Here is a 16226-nt window from a genome sequence, read left to right as displayed (position 1 = left end):
TCAAAGAAATTTATCGGAATACCGGATTATTCAGCGTTATGTTCCAGTTTCAGCGTACGGGTAGGTTGTTCGCACACTTCAGCAGGACCGTAATACTGGATAGGGCCAGGATAAACGAAACTTGTAGTAGTTGCCCATGTATCGCGTTTTGAAGCGAAATACTGGAAAGGAGCGCCATCCAGACGAACCAAAGCTTTCTGGATTACAGGTTTCATAGCACCGTGACGACGTTCCATGTTCATCATCATCGTGATGGGCACACCGCCGGCGATCCATTCTTCCGCAGGAGCAGTCAGGTTACGTACAGATGACATGTAACCGGTTTTGCCTGCAGAAATCAAAAGAGCTGCTGTATATCCCAATGAATAGGTGTAGTTAGCATCAAAGTTAGATGGGATAGCGCAACGTCCTTCGTACCCAAAGAAGTGGTTGATAGCAGAGAATTTTCCTTTGAAAGAACCTGCTGCTTTCAGTTTGGCCAAACGTTTAGCCACCATTTCGATCAACAGCTTTTCTGTTTCGATCAAAGAAACCTGAACGTTACCGTGCGGGTCGCGATCGAGTGTCAACTGACGTGCAATACCCTTAGGCAGATCGCGATAAACTTCGCGGCTTTCCGGAGAAAGCAAACCTTTCACGTACTGACGTTTTTCATCTTCTGTTTCCAGCGCGTTGAAATCATCGTTGTGAGCCAACAGGTCATTCAATTCTGCTATCAGTTTCTTCATAGCAGGGATGAATTCGATCAGACCTTCAGGAATCAAAATCGTTCCAAAGTTCAGACCCTGATTTGCACGGTCAACAATCACTTTTACGATTTGTTCAACAACATCGCTCAGTGTCAGATTTTTTGCCTCTACTTCTTCCGAAACGATACAAACGTTAGGTTGGCTTTGCAAAGCACATTCAAGAGCGATGTGCGAAGCAGAACGACCCATCAAACGGATAAAGTGGTAATATTTTTTTGCCGAGTTAGCATCACGCTGGATGTTACCGATCAACTCAGAATAAACTTTACAAGCGGTATCGAAACCAAAAGAAGTTTCGATCATTTCGTTTTTCAGGTCACCGTCAATTGTTTTCGGGCAACCGATCACCTGGATACCTGTTTTCTTTTGTGCGTAGTATTCAGCAAGAACACAAGCATTTGTATTTGAATCGTCACCACCGATAATCACGATAGCATTGATACCTAATTCTTTGCAAATTTCAGCACCCTTATCAAACTGTTCGGTTTCTTCGAGCTTTGTACGACCAGAACCGATAATATCAAAACCACCGGTATTACGGTATTCGTCAATAATATCAGCAGTCAGTTCAACGTATTTGTGATCAACCAATCCGCTTGGACCACCTAAAAAACCATAAAGTTTGCTTTCCGGATTCAACGCTTTGATACCATCGAAAATACCGGAAATAACGTTATGACCACCAGGAGCCTGACCACCTGAAAGAATAACGCCAACATTCACTGCAGGAGCAGCTACTTTTTCAGTTGCCGGTTCGAATGTGATCAATGGCATTCCGTAAGTATTCGGGAAAAGTTCTTTAATTGCAGCCTGATCGGCTACCGATTCGGTTGCTTTGCCTTCTTTCAGGACAACAGGGCCACCTAATGCTTTTGGCATTTTTGGGTGATAAAGTGACCGGGAAATCTGTAACGGACTTTTTTCGATGGATTTCATCATAAAATTAATTTATATAACCGGATAAGTTCCATGTAGACAAATCAAAAGTCAATGGCTCTCATTTGGTTATGAGTTGTTTGGTTTGTTTGAAAAATGATTGCGAATTTACTAATTTTCCGACAGAAAAACGCAAAAAACGCCGATTTTTTATCTGAATGATCTTGCCGCCGGCTCTTCGGCTGCAGGTTCACCGTGCTACCATCTGATTGCGGATAAGCCGGTTGTTATACTGTTGCAATATCGCTTTGATTTTTACCGTCATACGGCTGGCAATATCCGGCTCTTTATTCAGCAGGTTATTACTCAGCATCACATCTTCTCTGAAACGATAGAGTCCGATCGGGTTTTTGCCATCGAACCGCAACATATAGTCGCCTTCCATGTATTGCATTACCCCTCCGTCGTCGTTCACCACAAAAGGAGCTCCCTTTTTATCAAGCATATCGGCACCAAAGGCAAAATAGGGTTTCGGATAATGCAGGTAATCCAAAAGCGTAGGCATCACATTCAGCTGTTGCATAACCCGCGTATCCTGCACAGGAGGCAACGAATGGTCGGGCGTGAAGAAGATGATGGGAATTGCGAAATCGCCCAAGCCATTTTTATACTCATTGTGAACAACTGCCGGTAACGAATGGTCGGCGGTGATTATAAAAATAGTATTCTTGTACCATGGCTGTTGCGAAGCGGTTTTGAAGAAGCGTCGCAATGCATAATCGGAATAGCGGATACATTTGTGCAAAGGAATTTTACCCTCGGGAAATACATGTTGGTACTTTTCCGGTACGTGAAACGGGTGATGCGACGAAAGAGTGAAAACAGTTGTCAGGAAAGGCTGGCGGAAACTCCCCATTTTATTCGCAAAATATTGCAAAAACTCCTCATCTTTTATCCCCCAAAAACCGTCAAAATCAGCATTATTTCCATATTCGGTCATCCCATAATAGGCATCGTATCCCAGCAATCTGGACATCGCATCAAAACCCATGGAACCATTGGGGGCTCCATGAAAGAATGCGGTTTGGTATCCCTCGTCTTTGAGCAGTGCCGCCAGCCCTTTCATATGGTTACTTGCATAGCGACTAATGGCAAAAGGCTGATAAAGTGACGGAACACTCGCCAGTACGGAAGGCATTGCTTCAATCGACTTACGACCGTTGGCAAAAGCATCGTAGTATGAGTGGCTAACCGAAATCAGAGAGTCCAGAAACGGAGTATAACCCTTGTAGGTGCCGTTTTCGAGGTAGCGGTTCATCGATCCTACATTTTCGCGGGCAAAACTCTCGAGAATAAGGATCACCACATTCTTCTTCTGAAACTTTTCGTCAGTAATATTCTTATGTACAGGAGAATAAATCGACTCAACCTCATTATCCGAATAATCGTGCTTTTCTTCCAGCACCTTGGCATTGATGGTGCGCAACATTGAAAACGGGGTATTGAGCACAATGCCCAGTTCGGCAGGATTGTTAGCTTTTGTACCCGCGTCGGCCAGCGTTATCGGACGTGTGGTGCGGGTGAATCCTCCACGGATTCCGGCGACAGACAAGCCGATTACCAATAAAAGAACGGCAAGCGTGACCGGATAAAACAACACCGGTTTCTTCGTCAGTTTGGAAGGCTCGGCCTTACCATAACTTTTCACCAGCACCACCATGAAGAAGATAAAAATAAATACCAGATACCAATACTGGAGGCAACCGGCACCCAATATGGAGAGCAAATTGTTGTTATTACCAAATTCGGTAAAGAATGACCAGTCGGTACGGTGCAGCGTAAAGGGGAAATAAGCAATATCAATCAAATTGACCATAATGGCCACTCCATTGGTAATAAAGAATATCCACTTGGTGACAGACTGATAAATAGTATGATATCGTATCCGCAAAGGGATGGATTGCAAGGCTATATTAAGAATATTGATATAGAGAGCACCTGCCAAATCGAAACGCAAACCCTGCACCATCAACTCACCCAAATGCCCCGGCGTCATATCGACAAACAAATGCCGGTTGAAAACATAAAACAGTAACCTGGTTACCGAAAAAAGCAGCATCACCACGAGGAAACGCCAGGCGATCATGACGTTAGCATTACTTGTTATCAATGGACTTGACCAAAGACGTTTCCATAATTTATTATCTCTCATCTTATTTCTTTTCGAAGTCGTTAATTGTACAGCATCATCACGACACTGCAATTGTCAGAATTTTTTATCAATCTCTTCGCTACTCAGCACCACCACAATTTTCTTTCCATCCGGTGTATAATTGGGGTTTGAACAGGCAAACAGCTGACCCACCAAATGATCCATTTCTTCAAATGCCATTGGTTGACCATAGCCTACAGCAGCCGCCTTTGCTAAAGTAAGAGCAATATTTTCATGCAGCACCTCTTTCACCTTGGCATCTTTATTTTTGATGCAATCGATGATACTTTCCACAATGGGAAGAATGTCCTTGCCTTCGAGTCCGGCCGGAATTCCATTGATTGAGAAGGTTTGCTTGCCAAACAAAGCTATATCAAGACCCACGCAACCCAGTTCATCAATAGCCGTCTGCAAAACAAGAGCATCTGCCGCATTTAATTCCACTATTTCAGGGAAAAGCAGTTGCTGCGAAATACCGTGACGACTGTTGAGTTGCTCCATAAACTGCTCGAACAACACGCGCACGTGAGCTCTTTGTTTGTCAATCAGCATTACGCCTGATTTACCGCCGGTAATAATGTAACGGCCTTTGTACAAAAGATAATTGCTGGTTTCCGGCAAAGAATCCGACTGATCTATCACGGACGAAAGCAATGACGGTGTAACTATCGTTTCCATCTCTACAACCGGAGGCGCATACGATGGCTGCGATACCGGTTTTTCGAAATCCTGATATAATTTTTCCCAGCTCATTGGAGGACGGGAATAATTGGGTCGCTCCGAATGAGTTTCGAACGGATTGTAGGCAGGATTCACCTTTACCTGAGGCTGGATAGCGGGACGGCTCCTGTCGATTAAAGGAATATCAATGGCTCCTTCCACATCAAATTCAATACTTGGCACCGCATTCGATTTTCCTAGCACTTCTTTGATAGCCGCGGTAATAATCGGCCAGATAGCAGCTTCGTTCTCAAATTTGATTTCGGTCTTTGTCGGGTGAATATTAACGTCAATGCTACCCGGATCAATATCGAAATAGATAAAATAGTTTGGGCCTGCATCGTTCGCCAAAAGCCTGTCATAAGCCTGCATCACCGCCTTGTGAAAATAGGGATGGCGCATATAGCGGCCGTTCACGAAGAAATATTGATTGGCATTGCGCAGAGCCGTTTCAGGGGTTCCTACATAACCCGAGATATTGACTAACGTGGTAGTTGTGTCAATCGGAAGAAGTTGTCGGCTAAAATTATTGTTTTTGTTACCGAAGATATGGGCAATACGCTGTCTTCTGTTGGTTGCTGCAAGTTCGTAAATCTCTGTATCGTTGTGCGTAAGCGAGAAATGCAATTCGGGGTATACCAACGCAATCCGTATAAACTCGGTGATAATATGCCGGAGCTCTGTTTCGTTCGATTTGAGAAATTTTCTTCGGGCCGGAACGTTAAAAAAGAGATTCTTAATAAAAAAGGAAGTGCCTGTCGGACAATTACCCGGCTGCTGGCTTTCAACCTGCGAGCCTGCAATAGTGATAAAAGTTCCCAGTTCATCTTCTTTACGGCGCGTTCGCAATTCAACCTGCGCTACCGCGGCAATGGAGGCGAGCGCCTCTCCCCGAAAACCCATCGTACGCAGGGCAAACAAATCGGCAGCCGAACTGATTTTTGAAGTAGCGTGGCGTTCGAATGCCATACGCGCATCCGTTCCCGACATTCCCTTACCATCGTCTGTCACCTGAATCAGCGTTCGTCCCGCATCTTTCAGCACAACCTGAATATTGCCGGCACCTGCATCAATTGCATTCTCCACCAACTCTTTTATCACTGAAGCCGGACGTTGAATTACTTCGCCGGCAGCAATCTGATTGGCTACAGAATCAGGCAAAAGGTGAATAATATCGTTCATTAATCAACTGACAGATAAGTATATTTGGTTACCTTCCACTTTACATAAAGGTGTTGCAAAGGTAGCTAAAATTTGCATAGAACAATAACCACAGGAAGCGGGAAGAAAAGAGAAAGGCCACCATAAAAACAGCGGCCTCTACTCCAATTCGTTAAAAAAAACAGACACAGTTCTCTTACCTTAAAACTACTCCTATTTACATTTTTCAAACAATGTAGCAGGCAACTTATCGACATCTATCACATCACCAGTCTTGTAGCCTGACGGATCGAATTCTTGCGGCACATCGGTAGACTGACCAACCAACACCTTAATCTCCGTACGACGGTTCACCTGATGAGCTGCTTCGCTACAAGGAACACAGTCGGCGCATTTGTTCAGCAAATGATGTTCTCCATACCCTTTGGCAATAATCCTGGTCGGATCAATACCTTTTGAAACAATATATGCAACTGCCGACTCTGCCCTTCGTTGAGACAAAGCGTCGTTATACGAGAAAGACCCCCGGGAATCGGTGTGCGAGCCCAACTCTACCTTGATCGGGTAAGATTTCAGGATAGCAACCAAACTGTCGAGTATCGGACGGGCATCAGCTCGAATATTCCATTTGTCGAAGTCGTAATGTGTATTGCTCAACCTCCATTTGAAGTTCTGCGGAAACTTATCCAGCAAGAGATCGTGTGGAGCCCACTGTTCCAACCCTTCAGCTGACTTATCCAAAGATGTTTTCATCTCAAGACAATCTTTTCCATAACCTTTTTCCGTCCCCAGAATCACCACATCGCAACTCTTATTGACAATATAGGCGTACTTGCCGGATTTATTAGTTTTGGCTACGTACACTTTGTTTTCGCTTTTATCCCATAGAAACACAGTTACTCCCTTGAGTAACTCCATCGTTTGGCGATCGCGCACGAAACCCGCAAGTGTTCTGTTTTCATTAGCAAGCTCTACCTTGAGACCTTCTTTTTCATTATAACGAGCCGAATAAATATTATCTTCGCTGCTAACCCTGTCGGAAGTGAAATAGCCCAGTTTTCCATCCGGAGCCTGAGTCCACCCAAAATCATCGCTGGTACTGTTGACCGGAGAAGGCATATGTTCAGGGATTCCAACACCCATGATAGCATCTTCCAGCTTGACCCGGTAGATATCCAAACCGCCCAAACCCTCCTTGCCATCGCTGCTGTAGTAGAGATAACCATCAGGGGAAATATACGGAAAAACCTCGTTACCGGGTGTATTTACCTGCCCGGGGATAACAAAAGGTTCCACCCAATGTTTATTCCTGTCTAAACGCTTGCTAAAGTAGAGGTCATACCGTCCGGGACCACCCTTCTTATCGCTACTAAAAACCAGAATAGTACCATCTTTATTAATGGCCGGGTGCATCACCGAGTAACTCTTCGGATCACCAAAAGGCAATGCCTTTACATGCTTTATGGTATTATCACTGTAGCGACCCTCCATCAGGCGAATGCGGTTTATCCCGTGCTTGTCGGGCTTATTATAGTTGGCCGAAAAATAAACCGTTCCTGCATCGTCAATAGAGAGCCCCCCCGAATTATAATGGAGTTTATCCAACCCGGAAATCAATGTTCCTGAAAATACATTATCCGCTTGTATGTATTCCGCTTGCAGGTACGCGCTCCTTGTGCGGGCTGATGCATCAACATCGCTACCGGAAAAGACTCCTGACAAACGTTTTATTTTCGATTGCAACATCTTTATTGTTTTTGCCTTAGACACCTGTTCCGAAGAAGGCTCCGTTCCCTGGGCCTGCAACTGAGAAACCGGCACCTGCCACAGGCGTGAATAGTAGCCGCCATCCCAGCCGAAAGCTTTCTTTCGGGTCGCCATAGGCCGGTTGCTGCTAAACAATAAAGATTGATCGTACAGGTAAGGACAAAATTCACGGTAGGCACTGTTCATTGTCAGATAGCTGACATTCCACAGCGACGTGTCGCCTTTGGCCATCAGCAACCTATCCGGGCGATAAGCTTTGATTTTATCCGCAAAACCCGGCAAGCCCGACAGCCATTTGGTTGCATTTTCATAATCTCCCCGGCGAGCGTAGAGCTCCCCGATGCGGAATTGTTCCTGCGCCGTGGAATTTCCTTTACCATTCGGATAAAGTTTGGTATATACCCGCAGGGCTTCCGGATAGTTGCGCATCTGCCAGTAGCTGTCGGCAAGGCGTTGTAAGACGCCCGGATTGGCTGTCGTTCCCTGGCTAAGATATGCTTCATAATATTCAACGGCCATTGAGAACTTCAGTTCCCGGTAGGCCAAATCTGCTTTTTGAAGTTGTCCCTGAGCTTGACCGTTCACATGGGAGACTCCCAACAAAAAAAAGAGGAACAGTACCACTTTACCACTCTTTGCTATGATGTTTTGCATACGAACTGTATATTATGGTTACTTGTTTAATATCAATAATAACGGGGCGAAAGAATCAACCCGTTATGGTCGCTCTTGAGTTCAAGCCGCAGCATGATCTCGTGGGTTCCCCGGTTGTAACTCTTCAAATCGGACAGCGTGTAGTCATATGCATATCCAAGTCGCAACTCCGGCAACAACTGAAATTCGATGGAACCCACCAAAGCATCACCCGTACGGTAGCTCACCCCTACCCCCAGTACGTTCTGAAACCAAGCATTCATGCTGAAATCACACTGCAAGGGAGCACCCTTAACCACCTTGAGTAATGCCGATGGTTTAAGTTTTACATTGTCATTTAGTTCAAAGGTATAACCTCCTGTAAGAAAATAGTGATTATTGGCCCCAAAATTATTCTGATTAAGATAATTAATAGCATGAATCTTGGTATGCAGCAAAGCCGGAACCGACAAACCCAGGTACCAATATTCCGAAGCGTACAAAATACCGAATCCCGCTGTAGGAAGCCATCCGTTCACGTCATCCTGAAAAACAGGGTCGCCTCCCCTAATGGTACTCACCTCACTATAGTTAGCGCGATAATTAAGTACACCCCCACTCAATCCCAAAGCCAAAAATGAATTTTCAAAGGGCAAATGATAAGAATAAAAGGCTTGCACACCTGTGGTTCGTTCTATACCCAGGCGGTCATCATACAATTGAAGCCCATACCCCACATTACTATCTTCATTGCGCCTGTCCCACGAAACGGTTCCCGTTTTGGGCGCCCCGTCAAACCCAACCCATTGATTACGGTAAAGAACCGTAATATTGTCCGAGGCCCGATTTCCCGCATATGCCGGATTGATATTCAACATATTGAACATATACTGAGAATACATGGGCTCCTGCTGTGCATGAAGAGTGCCCGCTAATGTAAGTGCGCTCAAAACAAGAAAAAGCGTCTTCCTGCTTAAAAGAACTGATAACTGATGAATTACCTTTTTAGCCGATGACATGTCTATTTGGTTTTATAAAGTGCTTAAAATTGGACTGATTTTGAAATTAACGACGTAGCGTAACTGAGCCTTTGATTCTCTTAATTTCCGACGTTTTCTTATTGGTGGTTGTCACTATGTAAAAGTAAGTGCCATCCGGAAGATCTTTCCCCAAAAGATTATCCGCACCCTTACCATCCCAATCGTCATGGTAGTCAGCACTGTGATAAACTCTGTTACCCCAGCGGTTAAATACCTCTAATCCAAGAGTGACATTGCCCGAATGAACAATCTCAAAAGCATCGTTATACATGTCTTTATTCGGAGAAAATCCTTCCGGAATATGCAACTCTACTTCTGGGATGAAAGTAATTGTCGCACGCGGACTGCTCGGGCTTGCCTCGGTATTTGACGGATCGTCCGACTGGGCATCCTTTATTTGACCCGTACCATTTGAAAAGCCTTCAAACAAAGCCTGGTTGTATACGTCCCCAATGAAATCATGAGAATATACCTGTACTTCTATAACAACGGAATCTTTAGATAAAGGAGCAAGATAACTACCGGACAACAGTGTAGACGTTGAATTCAACCCGTCATACAGGCCGTTAGCCTTTAGATTACCCGATGCCGTAATGTTTGTTACCTTAAAACTTTCTCCGTGAGTAAACACCTTTGCAAGATCATCTTCCATCAGAATATTATCCACGCTGATATTTTGAAGGTTGGTCAGGAAAATAGTATATTTCCAGATAAACGATCCGTCACTTGTCTGTTGAGGCTTAGTAGATTGCTTTACAATCAAAAGTTTTTCAGACAATGGAGTAACCGTAATCGTCATCGTGGCCGTCGACTGGTCGCCATCTACATCCGTCAGCGTATATGTAAACGTATCCGTTCCGTGATAGTTAGGAGTCGGGATGTAAATGTAAGACCCATCAGTATTCAGAGTGACCGTTCCATGCAAAGGATTATCTTTTACCCTCCATACATTGCCTCCATCTCCACTCGGGGTATCGTTTCCTGCCACAGTTCCCGACACGGATGTACATTCTACTACACTCACCGCATCGTCCAGAGCCACGGGGACATCATTTACAGGAATAATAGTAACCGCAACAGTTGCGGTAGCGATGCCTCCGTTTCCATCGCTAACAGTAACTGTAAAACTATCGTCACCGTTATAGTCTTTGGCTGGGGTATAAGTATAAGAACCATCTGAATGAACATCTACCGTTCCATGAGCGGGATCACTTCCTTTGCTAAAGGTCAATACGTCTCCATCCACATCGGTGGCAGTTGCAGCGCCATTTACAGGGGTATCCTCCAGCGTTGTGACTGATGCTGCCGCAATAACAGGATCATCATTTACAGAGGTAACCGTTATCAAAACCGTTCCGTTTGCGGTGCCGCCGTTCCCATCGCTAACACTTACAATGAAACTATCGTCGCCATGATAGTCCTTGGCCGGGCTGTAGGTATATGTGCCGTCAGAATTAAATACTAAAGTACCATGTAATGGATCACTGCCTTTAGAAAAGGTCAGGGCATCTCCGTCTACGTCAGTGGCGGTCACATTTCCATTTGCCGGGGTATCTTCGGGTGTCGTGACCGGTGTTGCAGTAAGAACCGGAGCATCATTGACCGGAGTGATAGTAACCGTAACCGTTGCGGTAGCTGTGCCTCCATTACCATCGCTAACACTGATCGTAAAACTGTCGTCGCCGTTATAATCTTTGGCAGGAGTATAAACATAAGAACCATCTGAATGGACATCCACCGTTCCATGGGATGGGACTATCCCAACTGTAAAGATCAGCACATCACCATCCACATCGGTTGCTGTAGCAGTACCATTTACAGGGGTATCCTCCTGTGTCGTAACCGGAGTTACCGTAAGAACAGGATTGTCATTTACTGAAGTAACCGTTATCAAAACCGTTCCGGTAGCAGTACCGCCGTTTCCATCACTAACGCTTACCGTGAAACTGTCGTCGCCATGATAATTCGTTGCAGGGGTGTAGGTATATGTGCCATCAGAATTAAATACTAAAGTACCATGTAATGGATCACTGTCTTTTGTGAAGTTCAGCGCATCTCCGTCTACATCCGTAGCTGTTATATTGCCATTTGCCGGGGTATCTTCAGGTGTCGTTACCGGTGTTGCAGTCAGAACAGGAGCATCATTAACAGGATTAATAGTGACTGTAACAGTTGCGGTAGCAGAACCTCCGTTTCCATCGCTAACACTGATCGTAAAGCTGTCGTTGCCGTTATAATCTTTGGCCGGAGTATAAACATAAGAACCATCTGAATGGACATCTACCGTTCCATGAAATGGTACTGTTCCAACTGTAAAGGTCAGCACATCACCATCCACATCGGTGGCAGTTGCAGTTCCGGTTACAGGGGTATCTTCCAGAGTTGTAACCGGTACTGCTGAAATCACAGGATTGTCATTTACTGAGGTAACCGTTATCAAAACCGTTCCGGTAGCAGTACCGCCGTTTCCATCACTAACACTCACCGTAAAACTGTCGTCGCCATGATAATTCGTTGCAGGGGTGTAGGTATATGTGCCGTCAGAATTAAAAATTAAAGTTCCATGTGACGGGTCACTGCCTTTTGAAAAAGTCAGGGCATCTCCATCTACGTCCGTAGCTGTTACATTACCATTTGCCGGGGTATCTTCAGGTGTCGTTATCGGTGTTGCAGTCAGAACAGGAGCATCATTAACAGGAGTAATAGTGACTGTAACAGTTGCGGTAGCAGAACCTCCGTTTCCATCGCTAACTGTAACCATAAAACTATCGTTGCCGTTATAATCTTTGGCAGGGGTATAAGTATAAGAACCATCCGAATGAACATCCACCGTTCCATGAGCCGGATCACTGCCTTTGCTAAAGATCAATGCGTCGCCATCCACATCGGTTGCCGTAGCAGTTCCGGTTACAGGGGTATCTTCCAGTGTTGTGACCGGTGCTGCTGCAATAACAGGATCGTCATTGACTGCAATAACGGTAAGGGTTATATCTCCGGTTGCTGTACCACCATTACCATCAACCACCGTATAAGTAACAGAAGGAACAGAACCATTATAATCTTTATCGGGAGTAAGCGTATAATCTCCGTTAGCATTTAGAATAAATGTGCCTTTCCCCGGAATAACCACTGTTGTCCCCGGCAAATAATTTGTGCCATCAACGGAAAATCCTGTAACAGTAAGGACATCCCCGTCCACATCGGTTGCACCAGCCATGACAGTGCTCACCAAAGGAGTATCTTCTGGTGTGGACACCGACAACGGCGTAGTTACAGGAGCATCATTTACCGGAGTAATAGTAACCGTAACGGTGGCAGAAGCAGAGCCTCCGTTACCATCACTCACACTGATCGTAAAACTGTCGTCGCCGTTATAATCTTTGGCAGGGGTGTACGTGTATGTTCCATCGGAATGGACATCTACCGTTCCATGAGATGGTACTGTCCCAACTGTAAAGGTCAGCACATCGCCATCCACATCACTGGCGGTTGCAGTTCCGGTTACAGGGGTATCTTCCGGTGTTGTGACCGGTGCTGCTGCAATCACAGGATCGTCATTCACTGAAGTAACCGTTATCAAAACAGTTCCGGTAGCAGTACCGCCGTTTCCATCACTAACGCTTACCGTGAAACTGTCGTCGCCATGATAATTCGTTGCAGGGGTGTAGGTATATGTGCCGTCAGAATTAAATACTAAAGTACCATGTGACGGGTCACTGTCTTTCGTGAAGGTGAGTACATCTCCGTCTACATCGGTAGCGGTTACACTACTATTCAAAGGTATATCTTCCTGAGTAGTAACCGGTGTTGCTGTAAGAACAGGATCATCATTTACCGGAGTAATCGTAACTGTAACGGTGGCAGAAGCAGAACCTCCGTTACCATCACTCACACTTATCGTAAAACTGTCGTCGCCGTTATAATCTTTGGCAGGAGTATAAACATAAGAACCATCTGAATGGACATCCACCGTTCCATGGGATGGGACTATCCCAACTGTAAAGATCAGCACATCACCATCCACATCGGTTGCTGTAGCAGTACCATTTACAGGGGTATCCTCCTGTGTCGTAACCGGAGTTACCGTAAGAACAGGATTGTCATTTACTGAAGTAACCGTTATCAAAACCGTTCCGGTAGCAGTACCGCCGTTTCCATCACTAACGCTTACCGTGAAACTGTCGTCGCCATGATAATTCGTTGCAGGGGTGTAGGTATATGTGCCGTCAGAATTAAATACTAAAGTACCATGTGACGGGTCACTGTCTTTCGTGAAGGTGAGTACATCTCCGTCTACATCGGTAGCGGTTACACTACTATTCAAAGGTATATCTTCCTGAGTAGTAACCGGTGTTGCTGTAAGAACAGGATCATCATTTACCGGAGTAATCGTAACTGTAACGGTGGCAGAAGCAGAACCTCCGTTACCATCACTCACACTGATCGTAAAACTGTCGTCGCCGTTATAATCTTTGGCAGGGGTGTACGTGTATGTTCCATCGGAATGGACATCTACCGTTCCATGAGATGGTACTGTCCCAACTGTAAAGGTCAGCACATCGCCATCCACATCACTGGCGGTTGCAGTTCCGGTTACAGGGGTATCTTCCGGTGTTGTGACCGGTGCTGCTGCAATCACAGGATCGTCATTCACTGAAGTAACCGTTATCAAAACAGTTCCGGTAGCAGTACCGCCGTTTCCATCACTAACGCTTACCGTGAAACTGTCGTCGCCATGATAATTCGTTGCAGGGGTGTAGGTATATGTGCCGTCAGAATTAAACACTAAAGTACCATGTGATGGATCACTGTCTTTCGTGAAGGTGAGTGCATCTCCGTCTACATCTGTAGCGGTTACACTGCCATTCAGAGGTATATCTTCCTGTGTCGTTACCGGTGTTGCTGTAAGAACAGGATCATCATTTACCGGAGTAATAGTAATCGTAACGGTGGCAGAAGCAGAGCCTCCGTTCCCATCACTAACACTGATCGTAAAGCCATCGTCGCCGTTATAATCTTTGGCCGGGGTATAAGTATATGTTCCGTCTGAATGAACATCTACCGTTCCATGAGACGGATCACTGACTTTGCTGAAGGTCAACGCATCGCCATCTACGTCCGTAGCCGTCACATTTCCATTTAAAGGGGTATCTTCTTGTGTTGAGACCGGTGTCGCTGTAAGAACCGGATCGTCATTGACCGGAGTGATAGTGACCGTAACGGTTGCAGAAGCTGTGCCTCCATTCCCATCGCTAACACTGACCGTAAAACTATCGTCGCCGTTATAATCTTTGGCCGGGGTATACGTGTATGTGCCGTCGGCAAGAACATCTACCGTTCCATGAGCGGGATCGCTTCCTTTACTGAAGGTCAATGCGTCGCCGTCCACATCGGTTGCACTTGCAGCTCCGTTCACAGGAGTATCCTCCTGTGTCGTTACCGGGGTAACAGTAATAACAGGATCGTCATTCACTGAGACTACTGTGATCAAAATAGTCCCTGTAGCAGTTCCTCCGTTCCCATCACTAACACTTACCGTAAAGCTGTCGTCACCATGATAGTCCTTGGCTGGGGTGTAGATATATGTGCCGTCAGAATTAAATACTAAAGTACCATGTGATGGGTCACTGCCTTTCGTAAAAGTGAGCACATCTCCGTCTACGTCCGTAGCAGTCACTTTTCCATTTAAAGGGGTATCTTCTTGTGTAGTGACCGGTGTTGCAGTGAGAACCGGATCATCGTTCACCGGCAGAACCGTCACAACAATTTTTACAGAAGTGAGTCCACCTTTACCATTGTTGGCAATAATCGTAAAACTATCTTTTCCATTAAAATCTTTATCCGGAGTATATAGGTAATTTCCATCTGAACTAACAATAAGCACTCCATGTACAGGGCTAACACCCTTACTATAAGTCATAATATTACCTGCATCATCCGTAGCGCTAACGCTATCGTATAGGGGGCTATCCTCCATGGTTGTTTTCGGGAGAGTAATTACAGGCACTGGAGTTACCGGAGTTACAGTTACGCTTACTGTTGCAGTCGCAGATCCGCCATTGCCATCGGTTACTCCCACGACAAAGCTATCTGATCCTGAATAATCGAGATTGGGAGTATATGTATAAGTGCCGTCAGTATTTACCACTACGCTACCGTGTGCAGGATCACTGACTTTTGAGAATGTCAGCATATCACCATCAGCATCCGTAGCAGTCACGACACCGTTAACCGGAGTATTTTCGAGAGTAGTAACAGAAGTTGCCGAAGCTACAGGATTCTGGTTTGATTCCACTACTTTGGATCTCACGACTGAAGGTGTAGAAAACGAAAAGGCGGTATTCTGTTGCAAAGTAACAGCCGACAAGCCTGCCTCAACATTGGTTTGCCCAAACATTCTATTGAACGAACATTCGCTCACAAAGCATATCAATGCAAACAAAAGAAAGAATCTCAGACCGCTAGTATCCCCCCTCATATCATCTGATTTTTCAAAATTTATACGATTTTTCATTCAATTATGCTATAAATAAGCTTTCTTAATTGTAAAAGGTATCTTAAATCCGCATTTATGTCACACACTGCAGCAACTAAGATAACCACCTATACATCAAAGAAATATATTTTCACATCAGAGAATTCTGCGCATTTCGGTAATATCCCGAAACTGGCAATCGTTTTCTTGTGGGAGACTCTCTATTTTTCCAGAACAACAATCCTATGCAATCTATCCTTACATAATCCGTACATACAGAACTAATTATGCAAACAAAGAACAGCAAACATTCAAAAGGAATAAGTTATTATTAGTTCATGAATAAAGACACAACAAATTGATTTGCACTCAAAAAAGAACAAAACAATTACGCCTTTGAACAAGAATAAATCTTATTCCTCTCAGGATTTTGGGAAATGTACTCTAGATTATTAAAAAAGTGCAGAAAGAAGACTTTACCGGCATTGCAGAGCATAAAGGAAGTCATTGAATTACGAAAACTTCAACAAAACAATGAACCATTATTTCGAATAATCAGATACTCCGAATAACAACCAATAATCTTCAATAAA

6 protein-coding genes are annotated in these 16226 nt (G+C 44.9%); all 6 read right to left on the bottom strand.

The features are described from left to right. Nucleotides 1–26 precede the first annotated feature (26 nt). Nucleotides 27–1676 (bottom strand): diphosphate--fructose-6-phosphate 1-phosphotransferase, encoded by a 1650-nt coding sequence (locus F8N35_RS13950; protein ID WP_293054584.1) that lies wholly within the window; start codon nt 1674–1676, stop codon nt 27–29. Between the two features lie 199 nt (nt 1677–1875). Then, a complete protein-coding gene (locus F8N35_RS13945; protein WP_293054260.1) occupies nt 1876–3837 on the bottom strand; it encodes an LTA synthase family protein in 1962 nt (653 codons plus the stop codon). 54 nt (nt 3838–3891) lie between these two features. Further along, nucleotides 3892–5739: a DNA mismatch repair endonuclease MutL gene (gene mutL, locus F8N35_RS13940; RefSeq protein ID WP_293054258.1), complete on the bottom strand. Its 1848-nt coding sequence runs from the start codon at nt 5737–5739 to the stop codon at nt 3892–3894. A gap of 192 nt (nt 5740–5931) precedes the next feature. Next, the gene (locus F8N35_RS13935) at nt 5932–8139 is read right to left on the bottom strand and encodes an OmpA family protein (RefSeq protein WP_293054255.1); all 2208 of its coding nucleotides are present in this window, start codon (nt 8137–8139) and stop codon (nt 5932–5934) included. 32 nt (nt 8140–8171) lie between these two features. Then, nucleotides 8172–9137, bottom strand: coding sequence for a type IX secretion system membrane protein PorP/SprF (locus F8N35_RS13930; RefSeq protein ID WP_293054252.1), 966 nt, complete (start codon nt 9135–9137; stop codon nt 8172–8174). Between the two features lie 46 nt (nt 9138–9183). Continuing rightward, the gene (locus tag F8N35_RS13925; protein ID WP_293054250.1) at nt 9184–15636 is read right to left on the bottom strand and encodes an Ig-like domain-containing protein; all 6453 of its coding nucleotides are present in this window, start codon (nt 15634–15636) and stop codon (nt 9184–9186) included. Nucleotides 15637–16226: the final 590 nt, after the last annotated feature.

The sequence above is a fragment of the Paludibacter sp. genome (genome assembly GCF_009712605.1).
GTDB lineage: Bacteria > Bacteroidota > Bacteroidia > Bacteroidales > Paludibacteraceae > Microbacter.
The sequence above is the reverse complement of the archived record's forward strand: the minus strand, read 5'-3'. Positions and strand labels throughout refer to the sequence as shown.